Annotated in this window: 20 protein-coding genes and 1 riboswitch; of the genes, 18 read left to right on the forward strand and 2 right to left on the reverse strand. The window is 43.9% G+C overall.

Going from position 1 to position 19,023, the window contains the following annotated elements:
• The first annotated feature begins 71 nt into the window (after positions 1 to 71).
• From AYW75_RS13240 to AYW75_RS13270, 7 genes are all read left to right on the forward strand, one after another.
• On the forward strand, positions 72 to 608 hold the full coding sequence (locus AYW75_RS13240; RefSeq protein ID WP_067100173.1) for a DUF2889 domain-containing protein: 537 nt from the start codon (positions 72 to 74) through the stop codon (positions 606 to 608).
• Positions 609 to 816: 208 nt separating this feature from the next.
• A complete protein-coding gene (locus AYW75_RS13245; RefSeq protein WP_067100174.1) occupies positions 817 to 2,460 on the forward strand; it encodes an aminoglycoside phosphotransferase family protein in 1,644 nt (547 codons plus the stop codon).
• Positions 2,453 to 3,355, forward strand: coding sequence for a GAK system ATP-grasp enzyme (locus AYW75_RS13250; protein WP_067100176.1), 903 nt, complete (start codon positions 2,453 to 2,455; stop codon positions 3,353 to 3,355). The genes AYW75_RS13245 and AYW75_RS13250 overlap by 8 nt, the downstream gene beginning before the upstream one ends.
• On the forward strand, positions 3,355 to 4,440 hold the full coding sequence (locus AYW75_RS13255) for an HprK-related kinase B (protein ID WP_067100178.1): 1,086 nt from the start codon (positions 3,355 to 3,357) through the stop codon (positions 4,438 to 4,440). The genes AYW75_RS13250 and AYW75_RS13255 overlap by 1 nt, the downstream gene beginning before the upstream one ends.
• Positions 4,437 to 5,132: a histidine phosphatase family protein gene (locus tag AYW75_RS13260; protein ID WP_067100179.1), complete on the forward strand. Its 696-nt coding sequence runs from the start codon at positions 4,437 to 4,439 to the stop codon at positions 5,130 to 5,132. Before AYW75_RS13255 ends, AYW75_RS13260 begins: the two co-directional genes overlap by 4 nt.
• Positions 5,133 to 5,162: 30 nt before the next feature.
• Positions 5,163 to 6,485 (forward strand): metallophosphoesterase, encoded by a 1,323-nt coding sequence (locus tag AYW75_RS13265; protein WP_067100182.1) that lies wholly within the window; start codon positions 5,163 to 5,165, stop codon positions 6,483 to 6,485.
• A 9-nt stretch (positions 6,486 to 6,494) separates the two neighbouring features.
• On the forward strand, positions 6,495 to 6,761 hold the full coding sequence (locus AYW75_RS13270) for an amphi-Trp domain-containing protein (RefSeq protein WP_067100185.1): 267 nt from the start codon (positions 6,495 to 6,497) through the stop codon (positions 6,759 to 6,761).
• An 8-nt stretch (positions 6,762 to 6,769) separates the two neighbouring features.
• Here the strand turns inward: AYW75_RS13270 and AYW75_RS19040 are convergent, their stop codons facing one another.
• Complete coding sequence (locus AYW75_RS19040; protein WP_067100189.1) at positions 6,770 to 7,192, reverse strand: thermonuclease family protein; 423 nt, start codon at positions 7,190 to 7,192, stop codon at positions 6,770 to 6,772.
• Positions 7,193 to 7,367: 175 nt separating this feature from the next.
• A riboswitch (cobalamin riboswitch) is annotated at positions 7,368 to 7,566 on the forward strand.
• A 59-nt stretch (positions 7,567 to 7,625) separates the two neighbouring features.
• Here AYW75_RS19040 and AYW75_RS13280 point away from each other — a divergent pair.
• The 11 genes from AYW75_RS13280 to AYW75_RS13330 all read left to right on the forward strand — a co-directional run bounded on the left by AYW75_RS13280 (position 7,626) and on the right by AYW75_RS13330 (position 17,907).
• A complete protein-coding gene (locus AYW75_RS13280) occupies positions 7,626 to 9,458 on the forward strand; it encodes a TonB-dependent receptor domain-containing protein (protein ID WP_082856531.1) in 1,833 nt (610 codons plus the stop codon).
• Positions 9,459 to 9,529: 71 nt separating this feature from the next.
• The gene (locus tag AYW75_RS13285; protein WP_331709528.1) at positions 9,530 to 10,372 is read left to right on the forward strand and encodes a cobalamin-binding protein; all 843 of its coding nucleotides are present in this window, start codon (positions 9,530 to 9,532) and stop codon (positions 10,370 to 10,372) included.
• An 8-nt stretch (positions 10,373 to 10,380) separates the two neighbouring features.
• A complete protein-coding gene (locus AYW75_RS13290; RefSeq protein ID WP_067100195.1) occupies positions 10,381 to 11,361 on the forward strand; it encodes a FecCD family ABC transporter permease in 981 nt (326 codons plus the stop codon).
• Complete coding sequence (locus AYW75_RS13295; protein WP_067100198.1) at positions 11,358 to 12,119, forward strand: ABC transporter ATP-binding protein; 762 nt, start codon at positions 11,358 to 11,360, stop codon at positions 12,117 to 12,119. The genes AYW75_RS13290 and AYW75_RS13295 overlap by 4 nt, the downstream gene beginning before the upstream one ends.
• A gap of 16 nt (positions 12,120 to 12,135) precedes the next feature.
• Positions 12,136 to 12,519, forward strand: a complete 384-nt coding sequence (locus AYW75_RS13300) for a nucleoside-diphosphate sugar epimerase/dehydratase (protein WP_067100200.1) — start codon at positions 12,136 to 12,138, stop codon at positions 12,517 to 12,519.
• A 470-nt stretch (positions 12,520 to 12,989) separates the two neighbouring features.
• Entirely contained in the window at positions 12,990 to 13,997 is a 1,008-nt protein-coding gene (locus AYW75_RS13305) for an amidohydrolase family protein (protein ID WP_067100203.1), read from the forward strand.
• A 16-nt stretch (positions 13,998 to 14,013) separates the two neighbouring features.
• Positions 14,014 to 14,691, forward strand: a complete 678-nt coding sequence (locus tag AYW75_RS13310) for a 4-carboxy-4-hydroxy-2-oxoadipate aldolase/oxaloacetate decarboxylase (protein ID WP_067100205.1) — start codon at positions 14,014 to 14,016, stop codon at positions 14,689 to 14,691.
• Positions 14,684 to 15,754, forward strand: a complete 1,071-nt coding sequence (locus AYW75_RS13315) for a 4-oxalomesaconate tautomerase (RefSeq protein ID WP_067100207.1) — start codon at positions 14,684 to 14,686, stop codon at positions 15,752 to 15,754. The genes AYW75_RS13310 and AYW75_RS13315 overlap by 8 nt, the downstream gene beginning before the upstream one ends.
• A gap of 41 nt (positions 15,755 to 15,795) precedes the next feature.
• Positions 15,796 to 16,665 carry an amidohydrolase family protein gene (locus tag AYW75_RS13320; RefSeq protein ID WP_067100224.1) on the forward strand — a complete coding sequence of 290 codons (870 nt, stop codon included), beginning with the start codon at positions 15,796 to 15,798 and terminating at the stop codon, positions 16,663 to 16,665.
• 34 nt (positions 16,666 to 16,699) lie between these two features.
• Positions 16,700 to 17,059: a protocatechuate 4,5-dioxygenase subunit alpha gene (locus AYW75_RS13325; RefSeq protein ID WP_067100227.1), complete on the forward strand. Its 360-nt coding sequence runs from the start codon at positions 16,700 to 16,702 to the stop codon at positions 17,057 to 17,059.
• Positions 17,059 to 17,907 (forward strand): class III extradiol dioxygenase family protein, encoded by an 849-nt coding sequence (locus tag AYW75_RS13330; protein ID WP_067100229.1) that lies wholly within the window; start codon positions 17,059 to 17,061, stop codon positions 17,905 to 17,907. Before AYW75_RS13325 ends, AYW75_RS13330 begins: the two co-directional genes overlap by 1 nt.
• Positions 17,908 to 17,984: 77 nt before the next feature.
• Here AYW75_RS13330 and AYW75_RS13335 read toward each other — a convergent pair whose 3' ends face one another.
• A complete protein-coding gene (locus AYW75_RS13335; protein WP_067100242.1) occupies positions 17,985 to 18,968 on the reverse strand; it encodes an aldo/keto reductase in 984 nt (327 codons plus the stop codon).
• Positions 18,969 to 19,023: the final 55 nt, after the last annotated feature.

Consider the following 19,023-nt stretch of genomic DNA (forward strand, 5'->3'; position numbering starts at 1 on the left):
TTGAATGCTCGCTGAAAGTCGATAACATTCTCTATTCGCATTTTTGTAATGTAATTATTTGGACTTGTCTCATGATTGTAAAACGTACACCACTGCATACTCGTAACATCTCCATAAATGGTTTTAAACGAGAAGATGATTTATGGGAAGTTGAAGGTGTGCTGCAGGATACCAAAGGGTATCCATTCTCACTTGATGATCGTGGTGTAATCGAGGAGGGTGAATATCTACATCAAATGGTTTTAACATTAGTATTTGATGGCACGTTTACTATTCGTGATGTACGAGCGCAAATGCATGATACGCCATTCTTAGATTGCTCCGGTGCAGCACCGCAATACGAGAAACTCATTGGTTTGCAAATTAAAAAAGGCTGGATGACAGAGGCAAAGGAAGTGTTGGGGCGAACTACAAGTTGTACTCATCTAACTGAAATGCTGCCAGCTTTAGCTACGGCAGCATTGCAAACAGTACGTGGATATAAGTTAAATTTCGAACCTACTTATGCCTCAGGTTCAGAAGAGCGTAGCACTGTGCGTAATACCTGCCACGGTTTTCGTGACGGCGGTCGGGCACAGCGTCGCTTATGGCCCGATGCATCCGAATAATTCAAATATGGTGTCGTTTTTTGAGAGATTGCACATGGTGGTATCAAGAATTATTTAAAGGTATGGTGTTAGATAAAAGTGTGCAAAATGTGGGAATTTAGAGAGCTTAGTGAGCCTAAGGTATTAATATTATTGATTTTTTAATAATACTGTAACGTTTGGGGGCTCTAATATAAAGTATAGTCAAATATTAAATTTTAGAGACTTTATGTCAGCTCCAGCTCCTCTTATCATTATCAAAGATGACCTAACTTTTTTATTAAGTGAAATAGAAAAGCACGGTGTGTACACAGAGCTACTTTTTAAAACAGGCTCTCCTGATATCTTAAGAAGTATTCGTGCTCGTCGCGGTTACGTCCAAACTCTGCGTGAAAAAATAGAACTGGCTTGTGCCCGCTTGCTTGAGCGTCGCAAGCTAGGGACGTCCTACTATAATCAAGTCATCGCCGTTCGCGGGTTAGCGAATGCATTGGCTGCACTCGCTCAAGGTTTTTTAGATACTGTCAACGCGGGCTCTCTCGACGAGCAATTTGAACACCCTGATAGCAAAAACTGTCTTAAATTTATCAAGCGGATTAATCGAACTATTGCTTTGGTTAAGGTTGGTTTTTCTGAAGATATTCGACGTACAGGTATAAAAGTTGCTCGCCGCTCAGAAAAGCTAAAATCCATGTATGACGATATTCAAGTCGAAACCCTAAGTCAAAAAGGGCTTTTATTGGATCTAGAGTTGCAAGCCTCCATACTGTGCAATGGTTGCTTGCGTCGATTGGTTGATCAACTGTCTGATGTGGCGGAAACGTTGATAAAAGTCGACCTTGGTCATGTGGCAACGCTTAAAAACTACAAGCATCTTAAGCACGTTACTTCAGAGCTCAATTACGATTTGAATGATGTAAAGGTACGTCGTTTAGCATTAACTCGATCAGGTAGTGCGATTGCTTCAGTGTCACATCAGAATGCCGTTGGTCAGCATGTGCTGGCCGTATACAAAGAAGGGGATCGAACTAAGATCGACGAAGAGGTTCAAGGTGTTCAAAACTGGCGTAACGTGGACCCCAAACTTGCTCCTGATGTTCTAGTGAAAACCCAATCCGACGGTGAAACCTCTGCATTACTGATAGAACACATTCCTGGAAAAACGCTCGAATCGTTGCTTCGTGAAGGAAAAGAGAAGGCGCTGGAAAAAGCGCTTAAAACCCTGTTCAAGACACTTAATGATACGTGGCAGGCGACCTTAACGAGTGAGCATTCACGTGCTGATTTTATGCAGCAGTTACGTAAACGTATCAAAGACAGTGCTGGCGTACACCCAGAGTATTTTACACCTGAGCAGCGAATCTGCGGTTTATTGCGTCCCAGCTTTTATGACATTGTCGATAGAGTAGAAGCGAAAGAAAGTCGTTGGCCTTCACCTTTTTCGGTTTTGATTCACGGTGACTTTAATGTCGATAATTTAATATACGACGACGTTGAAGGGCGTATTTACTTTATTGATTTACATCGATCTACCTACTATGACTATGTGCAAGACATTTCAGTGTTGATGGTCTCGATTTACAGGTTACAAATACTTGAAAAAAATAAACGCAAAGTGATGATGGATTGCGCCAAAGACATTTATAAATTTGCTCAGCGCTTCGCAAAGCGGCATAACGATGACAATTTTGATCTCAGACTGGCGGCGGGTTTAGCTCGCTCATTTGCGACGTCTACTCGGTTTGTGCTGGATAAAAAATTGTCAACCAGAATGTATTTGAGGTCTCGCTACTTGTTAGAAATGCTGGCCGCTTTACCTATTGAAAAAGAAGCTAAGTTTAAGCTTCCACTTAAGGAGTTATACAGTGAATAAACCCAAAATTGGGGTGGTAGGAATCCCAGGAAAATGGTCTACGGAAGTGCTTGCGGATCGTTTGGAGGCGTTAACGGGTTTTCGTGCCGTCATTGACATGGCTGACGTGGAACTGCGCTTAGATACGAATCAATTGATGCACGGCGATTTAGACTTAGCTCAATTAGATGGCGTCATTGTTAAAAAGATCAGTGAAGTATATGCCCCTAGTGCAGAGGACCGCATACTATTTATTTCGCATATCGAAAAACTGGGCGTGCAAGTATTCAGTTCATCCGAAGCAATCGGAAAATTGATTAATCGATTAAGCGGTACATTAGCCTTGCAGCAAGGTGGTGTACCGATGCCTAAAACACGGGTGACTGAGAGCTTAGATCAGGCTTTAGCAGCCGTTTATGAATTTGGTTCAGTGATTTTGAAACCACTTTACTCAACTAAAGCTCGTGGTATGGAAATGCTCACAGCTGATCAGGATGAGTCTGAGTTACGTCAAGTTCTTACTGCATACCGTGAGCAAAATAGTTTGTATTACATCCAGCAAACGGTAAAACTGGATGGGCGTGATCTTGGGATGGTGTTTCTAGGTGGAGAGTATTTCTGCACCTATTCACGAGTAGGAAATAAAGATTCGTGGAATACCACTATTCATAGTGGAGGTCATTATGAATTATTTGAACCGACAGAAGAATTGATTGAATTGGGCCGCAAAGCTCAGGCATGTTTTGATTTAAGTTTTACGACAGTGGATATTGCTTTGACCGATCAAGGTCCTGTTGTGTTTGAAGTATCTGCCTTTGGCGGCTTTAAAGGGGCTTTAGAAGGGTGTGACCTTGATGCAGCGGGTGCTTACGCAGACTATGTAGTAGCACAAATTAATCAGCGAGGTGTGGTGTAATGTTGCAGGATCTTTTTAACCCGACGCAATTAATTGCCGCACAGGATAAGTGTGATTATCAGCGCATCTATGGCTTTGGGGAGCTGTCCGTCAAAGTAAAAAGTAATTCCGAAGCTTTATTGGATGAGCTAGACCTTTATTACAAGAGCTACGTGAGTTCGAGTAACGACGAATCGGGCAAAACGCTTTATGTGATCAATCAAGATAACATTGGCCATGAGCATAATTGGTTAGATGTGCCGCGTGAAGCCGGTAAGCAGGGTAAAAAAGAAGGTTACCTTGAGAACGCAGAAGGTGGTCGCTGGATTAAAAAATTCAAAACTGGTTTAACGCTACTTCAGCATAAATCAACGCCTACTGTTGTGGGTGAATGTGAGCAACAGTTAGCTCAGATTGTTAACTTTATTAATAATCAGTGTTTGAACCATTATCTAAGCCAAGGCTTCGAGTTGGGTCATGCCTCTGCGTTCAGCCGTGATGGAAAGGTGACGGCAATTGCTGCAGGTTCAGGTGGTGGCAAATCCACGCTTATGTTGCGTTGCTTGGAAGATGACGCACGTAAATTTTTAACGAACGATCGTTTGTTGTTTAAAAATGAAAACGGCAAAGTTTCTGCCGTGGGCATTGCTAAACTGCCTCGTGTAAATCCCGGTACACTATTAAATGCGCAGCGCTTAAAACACATTTTACCTGTGCAGCGTCAGACTGAGTTAGAAAAAATGCCTATTTCAGAGCTGTGGGGTTTAGAGGAAAAATACGACGTACAAATTGAAGATGAATACGGTTTGGGGCGAGTCGTGCTACAGGGGGAGTTGGTCAACCTAGTGATGCTTGATTGGGCGCTAAACTCAGATGAACCGACCGCGCTGTTACCTGTTGATCTGTCTGCTGAAGCGGAAGAAATTGATGGGTTACGTAAGCGTCCAGGGCCATTCTTCCAAGACAGCAATGGTGTTTTTTCTGAAGATTTAAATGAATTGGCATCCTTGTCGCAATATTGTCAAGCATTGGCACCGATTAACGTCTATCGTTTAACAGGTAAAATCGATTTTGATCGTGCGTTTGAGCTATTGGAGACGCTATGAGTAAGGTTTGTGCCCTGATACGCCATGGTGCCTACCATCAGTTAAAAAATACTCCCAGTGCGATGCAGCCTTTTGCCTTGACTCTGGAAGGTGAGCATGAGGTGCGTCGACAGGCGCGCCTGTTTGGTGAATGGTTAAGTGAATCAGGGTACACCTTGGACTCCGTAGTGGATGCCTCTTCTTTATTGCGTGCGTGGCAAACTGCTTGTATTTATGTTGAAGAGCTAGGACAGTTTTTCAATAATACGCCGCAAGTGGTGTGTCACTCTGAGCTGTGTGAACGTAGCGTTGGCGCCGTAGCGAATCTTCCCCTCGAAGAGATTGAGCGTATTTTAGAGCTTGATCCTCGTTTTGATGTGGCGCCAAAAGGTTGGAAGTCTGATAGCCATTATTGTTTGCCATTTGACGGAGCAGAGTCTTTGTTGCAAGCTGGTCAAAGAGTAGCCAATCATATTATGGCTTGGCAAACAGATGAGTCTGAAAAGTCTAGTAACCGCAGCATTAAATTGATTGTGGGGCACGGAGCGTCGATTAGGCATGCTTCATTTCATCTAAATGTCATAAAATTTTGCGATATTAAGCGATTAAGTATGCACTATGGGCATCCAGTTGTTTTAGAATTTGTCGGCGATAAGGTAACTCAGCTTTTCGGGGATTGGAAACAGCGACAGACCCATGATGTTCCCGACTGATAAAACCTCTAAAAAGGCCTCTAGCTTCTTATGAAGAATCATTTTCCCACAATTTCTGATCTCCCTCTTCATGAGGAAATTCGCGCACGCTTGCCAAAAGAAGTAGAGCTTTGGCCGCGTGAGGCGTCCTCTTTTAACCACAAAGCGTTAGATACTCATCATCCACTAAATAAGTACTGGCGTAAAAAAGTGCGCTGGCCATCGCGCCCAGTGGTCTTTATTTCTGATCCTCATGCGGACGCACAAGCGTTTGAAGACTCTTTGATTGCGGCAGGCGTTGCCGATCGTAAAAAACTAGGCTTGTGCCAACTGAAATTGACTAAGTTTGGTAAGTCTGCAGAGATTATTATAGGCGGTGACTGTTTAGATAAGGGCCCGAGCAATCTGGACTTGTTGCGCAGCGTGAAGCAACTGTATCGAATGAATGCGAAAGTTACGCTGTTAGCGGGTAATCACGACTTACGTTTGCGTATGGGATTATTAGCCATAACTCGTAAAAAGGACGTGGGTAATCAGCACTTCTTTGTGCGTATGGGTAAGAAAATTGTACCGCTGTTTAAAGAGGTGTTTGAACAGTATTTAGAAGGTACAAAATGGGAAAAGAAGGTGCCCGATGAGGAAACGTGCCGTAAGAAGCTATTCCCCGACGAAGATTGGTTTAATGAATTCCCGTTCCATGCTGCTGGCTTTTTGACGGCTGAGGGGATTGATCGTGAAGTACGTAAGATGCATACCAAAGTTGATAAGTTTGAGCGACATTGTTTAGAGGCTGGATTAACGCTACGCCATGTTTACGCAGCCTCCATGCAATGTCAAAAACTGTTTTTAAGTCGTAAGGGAGAATTTAGCTGGTTCTTCCGTAAGATGAAGCTGGTAGAAAAACGTGGTTCGTTCTTATTTTTGCACGCAGGTTTAGACGATGTAATGGGGCGTATGCTGCTTAAAAATGGCACGCGTTATGCTAATAAAGCTTTCCACCGTAATCTTGAACGCCGCGACTTGTTTGGATTCTATTACAGCGCATTAGCGAATACGTTTCGAACAAAATACCGTGATGCGGATTTACCTTTAACGGACCATGGTGTCAAAGCTGTTCATAAAGCGGGTATTAAGGTTGTTGTACAAGGCCATATTAACCGCATTCAAGGTCAGCGCATCGCCATTAAAAAAGGGTTGGTGCATGTCGAGGCAGATGTAACATTGGATATTAATTCTCGTATTGCTGAAGGCTTAGAGGGAACCGGTGTCGGTGCTACTCTGATTGGTAAAAAGATGGGCATTGTTGGCATCAGTTGTGATTATCCAGCGGTTAAACATTTACCTGAAAAATCACTCAAGCAAATTTACGCGTAGTAGCAGAGTATGAAGTCAAAAACAGAATTTAAACACGAAGCATTACTGGAAGCGGATGACATTCAAGGGGTGCTTGAAGCACTTTCTAAAGGTTTATCGAAAGGTAAAATGGAATTCAGTGATGCAAAAGAGAGTACGCTTGAGCTTCAGCCCAAGGGGCTTATGCACTTAAAGGTGACCGCCAGTGAAGAAGATGGCCGCCAGCAATTTGAAGTGAAAGTTCGATGGGAAAAGCGTCCTAAATCTTTGTCTAAGACGCCGCCTAAAATCAAATAGTAACTGTTTTAAAGGTTGCACCAGCCTTCACGAGTACCCCCGTGATAGCTGCGTGCATGACCTGACACGATCAATGCTTCTGACAATGATTGGTCATCTACATAAACGTCCGCTAATAACCTGAAGTATTTCCCTCGCTTTATATTCCTGAGTTCAATATTACTGCCATTTTCTAGGAACGCTCTTGTGTAATCACGTGCGGCCTTTGCTTGGGCTTTCTCACTCGGGCATTTGCCGCGTATTTCCGCAGCGTCAACACCGTTGACTCGGATGGGGATGTTTTTGCCGACAATATCAGGCCAGTTACTGATATCTACTCGAAAGGTATCTGCATCGTAGACGGAGTTAATACGTTCGACCTTGATGTTGCTGCTAGCAAAAGAAGAAAGACTGGCTAATAAGCCGGTTATAACGACAGCGTAACGAATCACGGCAATTACTCCCTAATATGGTTTGTCACAGCCGTGTGATTATTCGATCCATCTATAAGCAGCAATAATAGGTTCACTGAATTTTAAGTCAACGTGATTTGCAGTTCGCTCTATTTTATAGGGGTTTTTAATCTTGTCTTGAGTTCCTTTCATTCAACCTATGTCACGCTTATGTTAGAGTACGCGCGCTAGAGGTTGTTGGCGCAAAGGCCAGCACGAAGAGGGAAGTCAGCGCGATTCTGACACTGCCCCCGCAACGGTAATTAAAGTTAAGCTTTGTCTTTTTACGCCACTGTGGTTTTTTCATGGGAAGGCGACAAAGTTGGTGATGCCGCTTTATGAGTCCGGAGACCTGCCTTAAGCGTGGAGCTTGTAATACAAGCTATTTATTTACAGCTGTACGGGCGAGTGCAGTGTTAATGCAGATGACAATATGACTAAACAAACTTTTTCTTTTCCAGTGTATGCAAAAACCGCAACAGCACTGAGTATCTTAGCGGCTATTTCGCAGACGAGTTATGCTGCAGACAATGGTGAGGCAAAACAGCTTCGTGTTGTGGTGACAGCGACAACCACCGAAATGACGGAAGCGGAATCTTTGACATCTGTTTCTGTTATTGACAAAGAAACCATTGAAAAACAACAGCCTCAAGAAATTACTGAGCTGCTTGCTGGCCAACCTGGCATAGACATTGTTACGAATGGTGGGTACGGCAAAAGTACCAGCATTTACACGCGTGGATCAAACAGTACGGGTACTAAGCTATTGATCGATGGTGTGCCGATACAGTCTCATTCTCTAGGTTCTTCGTCTTGGCAGTACTTACCAATGGCGCAAGTTGAACGTGTTGAAATTGTTCGCGGACCTAAATCGTCTTTATACGGCTCAAGTGCCGCTGGTGGCGTTGTGCAAGTGTTTTTGCCTGAAGCGGGGCAAGAAAATAAGGCCAATGTATCACTAGGGGGCGGTTCTTTTAATACCAAACAAGCGGATGCAAGTGTTTCTGGCTCGTCAGGTAATGCTAGCTATCTGTTATCTGTAGGTTCATTTGATACTGATGGTGCGCAAGTAAAAGAACAAGCGGGTGATATGGGTTACTCAAACGATAATGTTTTAGCGCGATTTGGCTATGACTTTGAGTCGGGTGCTTATGCTAAAGCATTTGTTATGCGCGCTGAAGGCGAGTCAGATTACACGACATCTAGAAACAGTTTGCGCAGTAATGACTATGTTAACCAGGTAATTGCGCTAACCGGTGGCGTCGACATTTCAGAGAACTGGCAGTCCGAAGTTCAGGTTCGTGAATCGCGTGATAATTATGATGTAATTGATGGCCAAGGTGTACCTACAGGAACTCATTACAACAGCCAATCTCAAGCTGTACGTTGGGATAATACACTTTGGTTGAACGATCATGAATTCGTCGTGGGTGCTGAGCATATTAAAGATGAATTTGACGGTTCATATTCGAAAGAACGTACCAGCAATGGTGTATTCGCACATTCATTTTCACAATTTGGTCAAGCCAGTTTGCAGCTTAATATTCGAGCCGATCACTATGGTGAATATGACACGCAAACGACGGGTGGTATTGCTGTAGGTTACCAGCTAGATGATATCTATACCGCTCGTGTGAGTGGCAGAACGTCGTTTACCGCGCCAACATTCAATTCTATGAATGCTGAAAACTGGGGCTATACGCTAGCCAATGAAATTCGACCTGAAACCTCTGAAACCTTTGAAGTAGGTATGCGTGCTGACTACCTTCATGGCTACTGGGATGCGGCAGTTTATCAAGCGGATTATGATGATCTAATCGCATGGGATTACCCAACGGTGGGTAATATCGATAAAGCCCGTGTTCGTGGACTTGAGCTAGCGGCAGGTACAGATATTGAACAGTGGTCATTTGCCGTGGCGGCGACCGTATTGGATACCGAGAATCAAAGCGAAGGCGCTAATAAAGGTAACCGCTTGGTTCGTCGTGCGCACAAAAGTGCTCGCATTGATGTTGATCGACAGTTTGAAAATGTTTCTTTAGGGTTCACTGTAGCAAGCTATGGTGAGCGTTATGACGATGCAGAAAATCAGTCGCTACTACCTGGATATGGCTTACTTAACTTGCGTGCAAGCTATGACTTTGCCCAGGACTGGAATGCTAAATTAACGGTTAAAAACGCCATGGATAAAGCATTTCAAACAGCCGAAGGTTACAATAATCCAGGTCGAGGTGTATTCCTGACCGTTAATTACGCGGCATTTTGATGACGACTGATAAGCAGACTTGTTTTTTGCAGTTATGCTTGGGTGTGCTAGCCATTGTAATGAGTCAATCTATGTGGGCACAAACTGACGTTGTCAGATGTGTTGAAGATGATAAGCTTCGCCAAGTATGCGTTGAGCAAGCCGCTCAACGCATTGCGGCATTATCACCTGGTGCAACCGAATTGATTTATGCGGCTGGAGCAGGAGATCAAGTCGTTGCTGTCGTGTCATACAGTGATTATCCACCTGAGGCCAAGCAAGTCACCTCAGTTGGCAGTCATACCAGATTGGATTTAGAGCGCTTAGTCAGTTTGAAACCTGATCTTGTTTTGGCTTGGCGAACCGGTAACCCAAGTGAACAGATTGCAACCCTAGAGCGTATTGGCATGAGAGTGTATTACGTTGAGCCTCATAACTTTGATGATATTGCGGATAATATCGTAGATATGGCTGTGTTAGCTGGAACTGAAGAAACCGGAAAGAAAGTAGCACTGGAGTTTCTTAAAGGGATTGAGGGCTTGGCTCATACTTATAAAAATGCAGATCCTGTATCAACGTTTTATCAGGTTTGGGATGAACCTTTGATGTCGATGAATCATGCTCATTATATCAGTAAAGTCGTTGAGCTTTGCGGTGGGGTTAACGTGTTTGCCGATTCCCCCCGCTTGATTCCTCGTTTGAATCAAGAGGCGATATTAATAAAGAATCCAGAAGCTATTATTGCAGGTGGAATGGGTGAACGAAATGCGCATTGGTTAGATAAATGGAGGGCGTTTCCGGAGCTTAAAGCGACGCAACAAAATAATTTATTTTTTGTGCCGCCATCTTTGATACAGCGCCCTACGCCAAGGCTTTTAGAGGGTGCAAAAGTGATGTGTGAAAAGTTAGAAACTGCGCGCCAGCATAGAGGCTAATTATTAACATGTCTCGTCGCTATCTCTTTTCGCCTTTAATTCTGCTTTTATTGCTATCTGTATTCTGTATGGTAACAGCCATCACGCAAGGTAGTGTGCAACTGTCTCTAGGGCAAATTTTTGATGTACTTCAGGGGCAGGGGACGTCATTGAACCAAATTCTAGTTTGGGAATTGCGTGTTCCTCGCATTTTGGCAGCCTTTGCGACGGGTGGTTTATTGGCTGTAGCAGGCGCGTTAATGCAAATCTTGTTACGCAATCCTCTGGCAGATCCCTATGTATTAGGGATCTCTGGGGGCGCTTCCGTTGCGGCACTACTGGCGATATTGGCAGGAGTAACAGGAATACTATTGTCGTCTGCCGCTTTTTTGGGAGCGGCTTTATCTACGATACTAGTGTTTGGGTTAGCCCAAGGTAATGGTCGGCCTAGTCCAATGCGCTTGTTGTTAACCGGCGTAGTAGTCGCATCAGGTTGGGGTGCATTTATTACACTAATGTTGGCTCTGGCGCCACCGCAAAAGATTCCAGGTATGTTGTTCTGGCTAATGGGGGATTTGTCATATGCTCATTCGCCTTGGTTGGCTTGGGCAACACTTTTACCCGTGTGTTTAGTCTTGATTCCATTGGGGCGGAGTTTAAATGTTTTAGCTCGAGGCCCTCTGCAAGCCGCTGCGTTGGGGCTGAACGTTAAACAACTGGAGCGTTTTGTGTTTGTTATTGCCAGCTTGTTGACTGCTGTTGCGGTCACGACCGCGGGAAGTATTGGGTTTGTAGGGCTGGTGGTACCTCACATCCTTAGACTGATTTTAGGCAATGATCAACGTTTGATTTTGCCTGCTTGTGCTTTGGCTGGAGGATGTTTGGTAACATTGGCCGATACGGTTGCGCGAACGGTGATAGCACCTGAACAACTGCCTGTAGGTGTGATTACGGCATTGTTAGGGGTTCCAACCTTTCTGTTCTTGCTTCGCAGAGGACGTGTAGCATGACGTTGTCAGTAGCTGACTTAATCATTGATATCCCAAAGCGATCACCAGAACCATTAACGTTTACGATGCAGGCTGGTCAAGTGTGGGGAGTGTTAGGGCCTAACGGTGTGGGTAAAACTACATTACTTCATACATTGGCAGGGCTGAAAATGCCACGAAAAGGTGTACTTAGGCTGAATGATCAGGATTTTTCCTGCGTTCATCGCATGAGTTTAGCGCAGCAAGTCGGTATTATGTTTCAAGATCATCAGGATGGTTTTCCCGCGACAGTTATGGAGACGGCATTGTTAGGGCGTTTCCCCCATCTTTCGCCTTGGGAGATGGAGACAGAACAAGACATTAAAATTGCGCAACACTCTATACATAGGCTGGAGTTGTCTTCGCTGGCAGACCGCTCTATAACACAGTTATCAGGCGGCGAACGACAGAGAGTAGCTTTGGCGTCTCTTTTAACTCAAAATCCGAATATCTGGTTGGTCGATGAGCCAACTAACCATCTAGACCTGCATCATCAAGTCGCCGTCATGTCGTTATTGCAGGAAAAAGCCAGAGAGACTAAGTTGGTCGTTATGTCGTTGCATGATGTCAACGTAGCAGCCCACTGGTGTTCTCATGTGATATTGCAATACCCTGATCGACCCGCATTAGTTGGTACGGCTGAGAGCTTATTAACACTTGAGAATCTTGAACCGTTGTACCAGCAAAAACTTGTTCGGGGTGAGATCGAAGGACGTTGGGTATTCATGCCTTCCATTTGATCGATAGGGAGAGTTGATGTCTTGGTTACAATGTTTAAAAACTAAGCTATTTAAGTTATCTAGACCTAAACCAAACATTATAGTGGTGGGGATTGATACGCCATCTTATCGGCTTGCCAGCCACTTACAACAAGCGGATTTAGCAAATATTATTGCCTTTATTGATGATGAACCTTGGACCAATCGAACGGACATTTTAGGTGTGACAGTGCGTTATCCTAGTGATTTGTCGGCATTGATAGAAAAGTGGCAGGTAACCAGCGTCATCGAGTTTGATGGTAATGATCTTATTCCTGATAATGTACGCGAAGAGCTTAAGCGCTTATCTTTTGAGTATGTGCTGTTAGACTCAGCCATAACTCCTGATCATTGGGCTCACCAGATCAAAGTTTCTTTGTGAATTAAGAAAACAACTCTAGCTCTTTGTAACGCTGTTTTGCCAGTTCAATGGCATCGGAGACTTGTTCAACGGGCGTTGCAGTATAGAAATAAAATCCCTGCATCAGACCGCACCCATTAGCGATTAAATAATTGGCTTACTCGACAGTTTCTTCACCCTAATCCCTCATCGGCATTTATTAGCGAGTATTAAAATAGATAACGCTTAAGCATTAGCGCTAATGGTGGTGTCAATCTGCAGAGCTTGATCAGTCTTTTGTTGTAAAACCGTAAATCTATACATGATTATGATGAAGTAAGTCGCTATATCAAAATGCAATATAGTTCCTGCGAAAATGAAATAGTCAATCCATGCCAACTTAACAATACTTTACTCAGCTTAATACTAATTTTTTTAGTTACATGTATTAGCCGCTAAGAAAATTAAAAATCACTATTCCTTATAATAATTAGATACAAGAGAGCAGTAGCATGATTATAGATTGCCATGGCCATTACACGACTACGCCACCTGCTGTAGGTGAATACCGAGAACAGCAAAAAGCGGATGTTGCGCGAGACCCTTCTTTTGTCGGGGAAAAAGGTACAGTGCGCATTTCAGATGATGAAATTCGAGAGAGCATAATTAATAACCAGCTACGATTACAGCAAGAGCGCGGTACGGACCTAACGATCTTTTCTCCTCGTGCAAGCTGGATGGGGCACCACATTGGCAATGAGCATACCAGTCAGTATTGGACAGAACATCAAAATGACTTGATTCGACGTGTTTGTGATCTCTTTCCTGAAAATTTTGTACCAGTAGCACAACTGCCTCAATCTCCAGGTGTTGATCCTGCTAAGTCGGTTCCTGAAATTGTGCGTACAGTAGAAGAGATGGGCTTTATTGGCATAAATCTTAACCCTGATCCAAGCGGAGGCCATTGGAATGGTTCACGGCTATCGGATCGCTCTTTCTATCCCATTTATGAAAAAATGTCTGAGCTCGACATTCCTGCAATGATTCATGTGTCGGCTGCTTGTAATAGCTGTTTTGATACGACAGGTTCTCATTATTTAGGTGCGGATACGACAGGCTTTCAGCAATTAATGATGTCTGATGTATTCAAAGACTTCCCTGATCTAAAGGTCATTATTCCTCATGGTGGCGGTGCTGTGCCTTATCATTGGGGGCGTTTCCGCGGTATGGCGTTGGATAAAGGCTTTGAACTAGAAGAACGTGTACTTAACAACATTTATTTTGACACCTGCGTTTATCATCAGCGCGGTATTGATTTACTGCTTGATATTATTCCTACGAAAAACATTTTGTTTGCCTCTGAAATGATTGGTGCTGTTCGCGGTATTGATCCTGAAACAGGTCATTACTTTGATGATACTAAGCGTTATATAGACAACAACGCGGTACTGAGCGAAGCCCAAAAGCAAGATATTTTTGAACATAATACGCGTCGCGTTTTTAGCCGTTTAAAAGTTTAACGTTAAGGGGTCTCCTATGAGAGAGAATATCGTAGTGCAGCATATTGAACGTGCAGACCAGTCTGTCATTGATGGTTTAGCAAAGTGTGGTGTGGCAACTATCCATGAAGCACAAGGTCGAGTTGGATTACTCGCTGATTATATGCGCCCGATTCAACAAGATGTTGCTGTTGCAGGTTCTGCCATTACCATTTCTGGGGCAGCAGGAGACAATTGGATGATGCATGTTGCCATTGAACAATGTAAAGCGGGCGATATGTTGGTTTTTGCTCCAACATCACCCTCTAATCACGGTTTTTTTGGTGATCTGTTGGCCACTTCTGCGCAGTCCCGAGGTGTTGTTGGGTTAATCATTGACGGGGGGGTACGTGATACACGTGACCTTCGTAAAATGAAGTTTCCAGTATGGTCTAAAGCAGTGTTTGCTGAGGGCACAATTAAAGAAACTGTTGGATCTGTCAATGTTCCAATTGTTTGTGCAAACGAAATCATCAATGCTGGCGATATTATTGTTGCTGACGATGATGGTGTGGTCGTTGTGCGTCGTGAAAAAGCGGCTGAAGTGCTTGAATTAGCACTTCAGCGTGAAGCAAAAGAAGAAGAAAAGCGCGTTCGTTTAGAAAATGGTGAATTGGGTCTTGATATCTATGACATGCGTGGCCGCTTGAAAGAAAAAGGGTTGAAGTATGTCTAAGGGTATCGAATGCATGTGGATGCGTGGAGGGACGTCTAAAGGCGCATACTTTGTTGCTAATGCATTGCCTGCAGATGCGCAGTCCCGAGCCAACATTTTGTTGCGAATCATGGGGTCACCCGATGCACGTCAGATTGATGGCATGGGGGGCGCTGATCCACTTACTTCAAAAGTAGCAGTTGTGCAAAAATCTGAGCGTTCTGATGCCGATGTAGATTACTTATTCCTACAAGTATTTGTCGATCAAGCTGTTGTTACGGAAGCTCAGAACTGCGGCAATATCTTGGCAGGGGTAGGGCCTTTTGCTATTGAACGTGGCTTAGTTGACACTACTGAAGGTGAGGTAGACGTCCGTATTTATATGCAGAATACAGGACAGATCTCCGTTGCTAAAGTTCAGGTTAAAGATGGTCAAGTCGTTTACGAAGGTGACGCTTGTATAGATGGTGTGCCTGGTTTCTCAGCTCCTATTCCAATCACTTTTAAAGACACAGCTGGCTCTAGCTGTGGTGCACTGTTACCTACAGGAAATACGGTCGACATAATAAATGGGGTTGAAGTGACTCTGATTGATAATGGTATGCCTTGCGTAGTGATGCGTGCTTCAGATATGGGAGTATCTGGGAGTGAATCACGTGAAGCACTTGAAGCAAACGTCGAATTACGTGAACAGCTTGAAGCTATTCGACTGCAAGCAGGTCCTTTAATGAACCTTGGTGATGTGAAAGAAAAATCTGTTCCTAAAATGACTATGGTGTCAGAAGCTTCGAACGGTGGCGCAATTTCTACGAGAACGTTTATTCCACATCGTTGCCATGCCTCTATTGGTGTATTAGGTGCGGTCAGTGTGGCAACCGCGGCGGTTTTAGATGGAACACCTGCGAAAGCCATGGCTACGTATAAAGAGGGGCAAAAAATGACGTTAGATGTGGAGCATCCAACTGGTTGTATGTCAGTTGTGTTAGATCGAAATGACGATGGACTGCTGGAGTCAGCTGCGTTACTGAGAACCGCACGAAAGTTGTTTGACGGCAAAGTATTTGTACACGAAAACGGTCTTTAACCCGTTCTTTCATTAAGAAGAATAACGATAGGTAGCTAACGATGGACAAAGATTATCTTCCATTTCACCCCAATCCAAGCAAGCCAAAATATCAAGCTCCGGCAGGTGCCGTTGATGCGCATTGTCATGTCTTTGGTCCTGCTGAAAAATTTCCATATCACCCAAAGCGTAAATACACGCCTTGCGATGCCTCGAAAGATCAGTTGTTTGCATTGCGTGATCACCTTGGCTTTTCCCGTAATGTTATTGTACAAGCGTCTTGCCACAGTACGGATAACGCAGCCTTAATTGATGCGTTGCAAACCGCAGGTGAATTAGCGCGCGGCGTGGCATTTATTGATGATTCATTTACATTGGATCAGCTCAAAGAAATGCATGAAGCTGGGGTTCGAGGCGTGCGTTTTAACTTTGTGAAACGCTTAGTTGATAGCACACCTCGTGAAGTATTTTTGTCCATTGCTGAAAAAATTAAAGCCTTAGGTTGGCATATTGTTGTGTACTTTGAAGCCCCAGACTTGGAAGAATTGATGCCGTTTTTAATAGAGCTAGGGACAACCATCGTTGTGGACCATATGGGTCGTCCAGATATAGCCAAAGGCGTTGATCATCCAGATTTCGAGCGTTTTGTAAGTTTCATGGCAAACAATGAAAATGTCTGGTGTAAGGTAAGTTGTCCTGAGCGTCTAACGCTTCAGGCGCCGGATTATTCTGATGTGGTTCCTTTTGCTAGAGCTTTAGTTGAAAAATTTCCAGAACGAGTGTTGTGGGGTACTGACTGGCCTCACCCAAACATGAAATCACATGTCCCAGATGACGGTCATTTAGTGGATGTTATTCCAATGATTGCGCCGACAACTGAGCTGCAGCAAAAACTGTTAGTGGATAACCCAATGCGTTTGTACTGGTCATAATTTAGTACGGGCAAAATAAGAATAAGAGGTCATTATGGCGACTAAAGAGAAACGAGAAGTTCCCGGTACATATCTATTTGATAGCACAATGGCTAAAAAAGGCTATGGCTTGAATAAAATGTGTTACTCATTTAACAATCAAGAGTCACGTGATGAATTTAATGCTGACCCCGATGCTTATTGTGACAAATTCAATTTAACTGATGCCCAAAAAGCAGCTATCAAAGAAAAAGACATTATTGCAATGCTTAGAGAGGGGGGCAGTATTTATTATTTGGCCAAATACGCGGGCTTATTAAAATTGAATATGCAAGACATTGGTGCTTTACAGACAGGTATGAGTGTAGATGAATTCAAAGACATGCTTGTTAAAAATGGTCGAGGAGACGTGTAATGGCGAACATAATTGGTGGCATAACAACTTCCCACATCCCTGCGATCGCAAACGCAATGGCAAATGGCTTAGAAGAAACACCATATTGGAAGCCTTTCTTTGATGGCTACCCACCTGTACGTGACTGGTTGAACGAGAAAAAGCCAGACGTCATTATCTTATTTTACAACGATCATGGTTTAGAGTTCTTTATAGACAAAAAACCTACGTTTGCAATTGGTGTGGCTGATGAGTATCACAATGCTGATGAAGGTTGGGGGATTCCAACGATTCCACCTGTTACGGGTGAATCGGAATTATCTTGGCACATTGCGAACAGCTTAGTCGAAGATGGCTTTGATATGACCATCTGCCAAGAGATGAAAGTGGATCACGGCCTAACAGTACCTCTTAACCTTATGTGGCCTGGCTATAACTACGGTCATGTTAAGGTGATTCCAGTGTGTATTAACTGTGAACAGCACCCGATGCCGCAACCAAAACGTACTTTTGCCTTAGGTCAGGCTATTGGGCGTGCCGTAGCATCATTTGATGAAGATATGAAGGTAGCGGTATTTGGTACTGGCGGTATGTCTCATCAGCTTGATGGCGAACGAGCAGGCATTATAAATCGAAAATTCGATTTAGAGTGTTTAGATAAATTAGTGACGGACCCAGAAGATTTAACTAAATACTCAAATTTAGATTTGGTTGAGATTGCTGGCGCCCAAGGTGTTGAGTTGAATATGCTGCTTGCAATGCGCGGTACTTTAATTGGTGAAGTGAAAGAGCTGCATCGTAATTATCATGCTCCAATATCCAATACTGGATCTGGACTTATGTTGTTAGAGCACGAAATGCCTAAGTGATAATACTTCGAAATGACTAGGTGGGTATGAAAGTAGAAAGAGGAAAGTATCGGCTTTCCTCTTTTTTTATGAATAAGTTAAAACTCTTCAGTATCAATTTCTTTTTGTTGAGCGGCGTTGTAGCGTGGGCCGCTCACAGTGGATTGATTAATTAGCTGGCTTAAGTCACTCAGTTGAGATGCGGACAAAGACACACTATCACCGGACAGGTTATCTTTCATGTGCTCGACGAAACGAGTCCCAGGGATCGCCACGATATTATCGCCTTGACGTAATAGCCACGCTAGGGAGAGTTGTGCAGGAGTACAACCAATCTCGTTTGCCATGGCTAGAAAGCCTTTTAGTAGTTCTCGGTTTTTGGGATAGTGATCGTTGTCGAAGCGCGGCATGTTCAGGCGAATGTCACCTGCTTCTAGTGTATCAGTGCTCTTTACCGCGCCAGTCAAATAGCCACGAGCAAGTGGGCTAAATGCCACAAATGTCACGCCAAGCTCTTTTGTCGCTTCAAGTGTCGCAATTTCCGGGTTACGCGTCCAAAGCGAGTATTCAGACTGTAGTGCTGTGATTGGCGCTTCAGCATGAGCGCAACGCAAAGTGTTAGCTGACACCTCGGAAAGGCCAATGGCGCCAATTTTACCCTCCTTAACTAAGTCATTCAGGGTGCCCACGCTTTCCTCAATGGCTACATTGGGGTCTTTACGATGAAGATAATACAGATTGATGTAATCTGTTTCTAAGCGCTTTAAACTCTCTTCACATTGTTGACGAATGTTCTCAGGTCGACCATTGATTTCTTTTTTCCCATTAACCATCGCCATGCCGCATTTGCTTGCTAAAAAAAGTTCATTGCGTAACGGCGCCAACGCTTTACCTACTAACAATTCATTTTTGCCACCGCCATATAAAGTCGCGGTATCAAAATGGCGGTAGCCCATTTCGAATGCTTTTTGTAGTGTCGCTATCGCCTGTTGCTCTGCAACCGGAGTGCCATATGCATGTGACAGATTCATACAGCCTAAGCCGATTTTAGGGTTGAGGAAATTGGGGTGTTTACTTGACATGGGGGAACCTCGTGAACTATTGATGTACAGACCGCAAAAAGCAGGGCGCTTGGCC

The organism is Marinomonas atlantica (genome assembly GCF_001639725.1).
GTDB lineage: Bacteria > Pseudomonadota > Gammaproteobacteria > Pseudomonadales > Marinomonadaceae > Marinomonas > Marinomonas atlantica.

What these genes read in the sequence shown, in the direction of transcription:
- AYW75_RS13240 (WP_067100173.1), top strand. Translation starts at nt 72, where the DNA reads ATGATTGTAAAACGTACACCACTGCATACTCGTAACATCTCCATAAAT.
- AYW75_RS13245 (WP_067100174.1), top strand. Translation starts at nt 817, where the DNA reads ATGTCAGCTCCAGCTCCTCTTATCATTATCAAAGATGACCTAACTTTT.
- AYW75_RS13255 (WP_067100178.1), top strand. Translation starts at nt 3,355, where the DNA reads ATGTTGCAGGATCTTTTTAACCCGACGCAATTAATTGCCGCACAGGAT.
- AYW75_RS13260 (WP_067100179.1), top strand. Translation starts at nt 4,437, where the DNA reads ATGAGTAAGGTTTGTGCCCTGATACGCCATGGTGCCTACCATCAGTTA.
- AYW75_RS13265 (WP_067100182.1), top strand. Translation starts at nt 5,163, where the DNA reads ATGAAGAATCATTTTCCCACAATTTCTGATCTCCCTCTTCATGAGGAA.
- AYW75_RS13270 (WP_067100185.1), top strand. Translation starts at nt 6,495, where the DNA reads ATGAAGTCAAAAACAGAATTTAAACACGAAGCATTACTGGAAGCGGAT.
- AYW75_RS13280 (WP_082856531.1), top strand. Translation starts at nt 7,626, where the DNA reads ATGACTAAACAAACTTTTTCTTTTCCAGTGTATGCAAAAACCGCAACA.
- AYW75_RS13285 (WP_331709528.1), top strand. Translation starts at nt 9,530, where the DNA reads ATGTGGGCACAAACTGACGTTGTCAGATGTGTTGAAGATGATAAGCTT.
- AYW75_RS13290 (WP_067100195.1), top strand. Translation starts at nt 10,381, where the DNA reads ATGTCTCGTCGCTATCTCTTTTCGCCTTTAATTCTGCTTTTATTGCTA.
- AYW75_RS13295 (WP_067100198.1), top strand. Translation starts at nt 11,358, where the DNA reads ATGACGTTGTCAGTAGCTGACTTAATCATTGATATCCCAAAGCGATCA.
- AYW75_RS13300 (WP_067100200.1), top strand. Translation starts at nt 12,136, where the DNA reads ATGTCTTGGTTACAATGTTTAAAAACTAAGCTATTTAAGTTATCTAGA.
- AYW75_RS13305 (WP_067100203.1), top strand. Translation starts at nt 12,990, where the DNA reads ATGATTATAGATTGCCATGGCCATTACACGACTACGCCACCTGCTGTA.
- AYW75_RS13310 (WP_067100205.1), top strand. Translation starts at nt 14,014, where the DNA reads ATGAGAGAGAATATCGTAGTGCAGCATATTGAACGTGCAGACCAGTCT.
- AYW75_RS13315 (WP_067100207.1), top strand. Translation starts at nt 14,684, where the DNA reads ATGTCTAAGGGTATCGAATGCATGTGGATGCGTGGAGGGACGTCTAAA.
- AYW75_RS13320 (WP_067100224.1), top strand. Translation starts at nt 15,796, where the DNA reads ATGGACAAAGATTATCTTCCATTTCACCCCAATCCAAGCAAGCCAAAA.
- AYW75_RS13325 (WP_067100227.1), top strand. Translation starts at nt 16,700, where the DNA reads ATGGCGACTAAAGAGAAACGAGAAGTTCCCGGTACATATCTATTTGAT.
- AYW75_RS13330 (WP_067100229.1), top strand. Translation starts at nt 17,059, where the DNA reads ATGGCGAACATAATTGGTGGCATAACAACTTCCCACATCCCTGCGATC.
- AYW75_RS13335 (WP_067100242.1), bottom strand. Translation starts at nt 18,968, where the DNA reads ATGTCAAGTAAACACCCCAATTTCCTCAACCCTAAAATCGGCTTAGGC.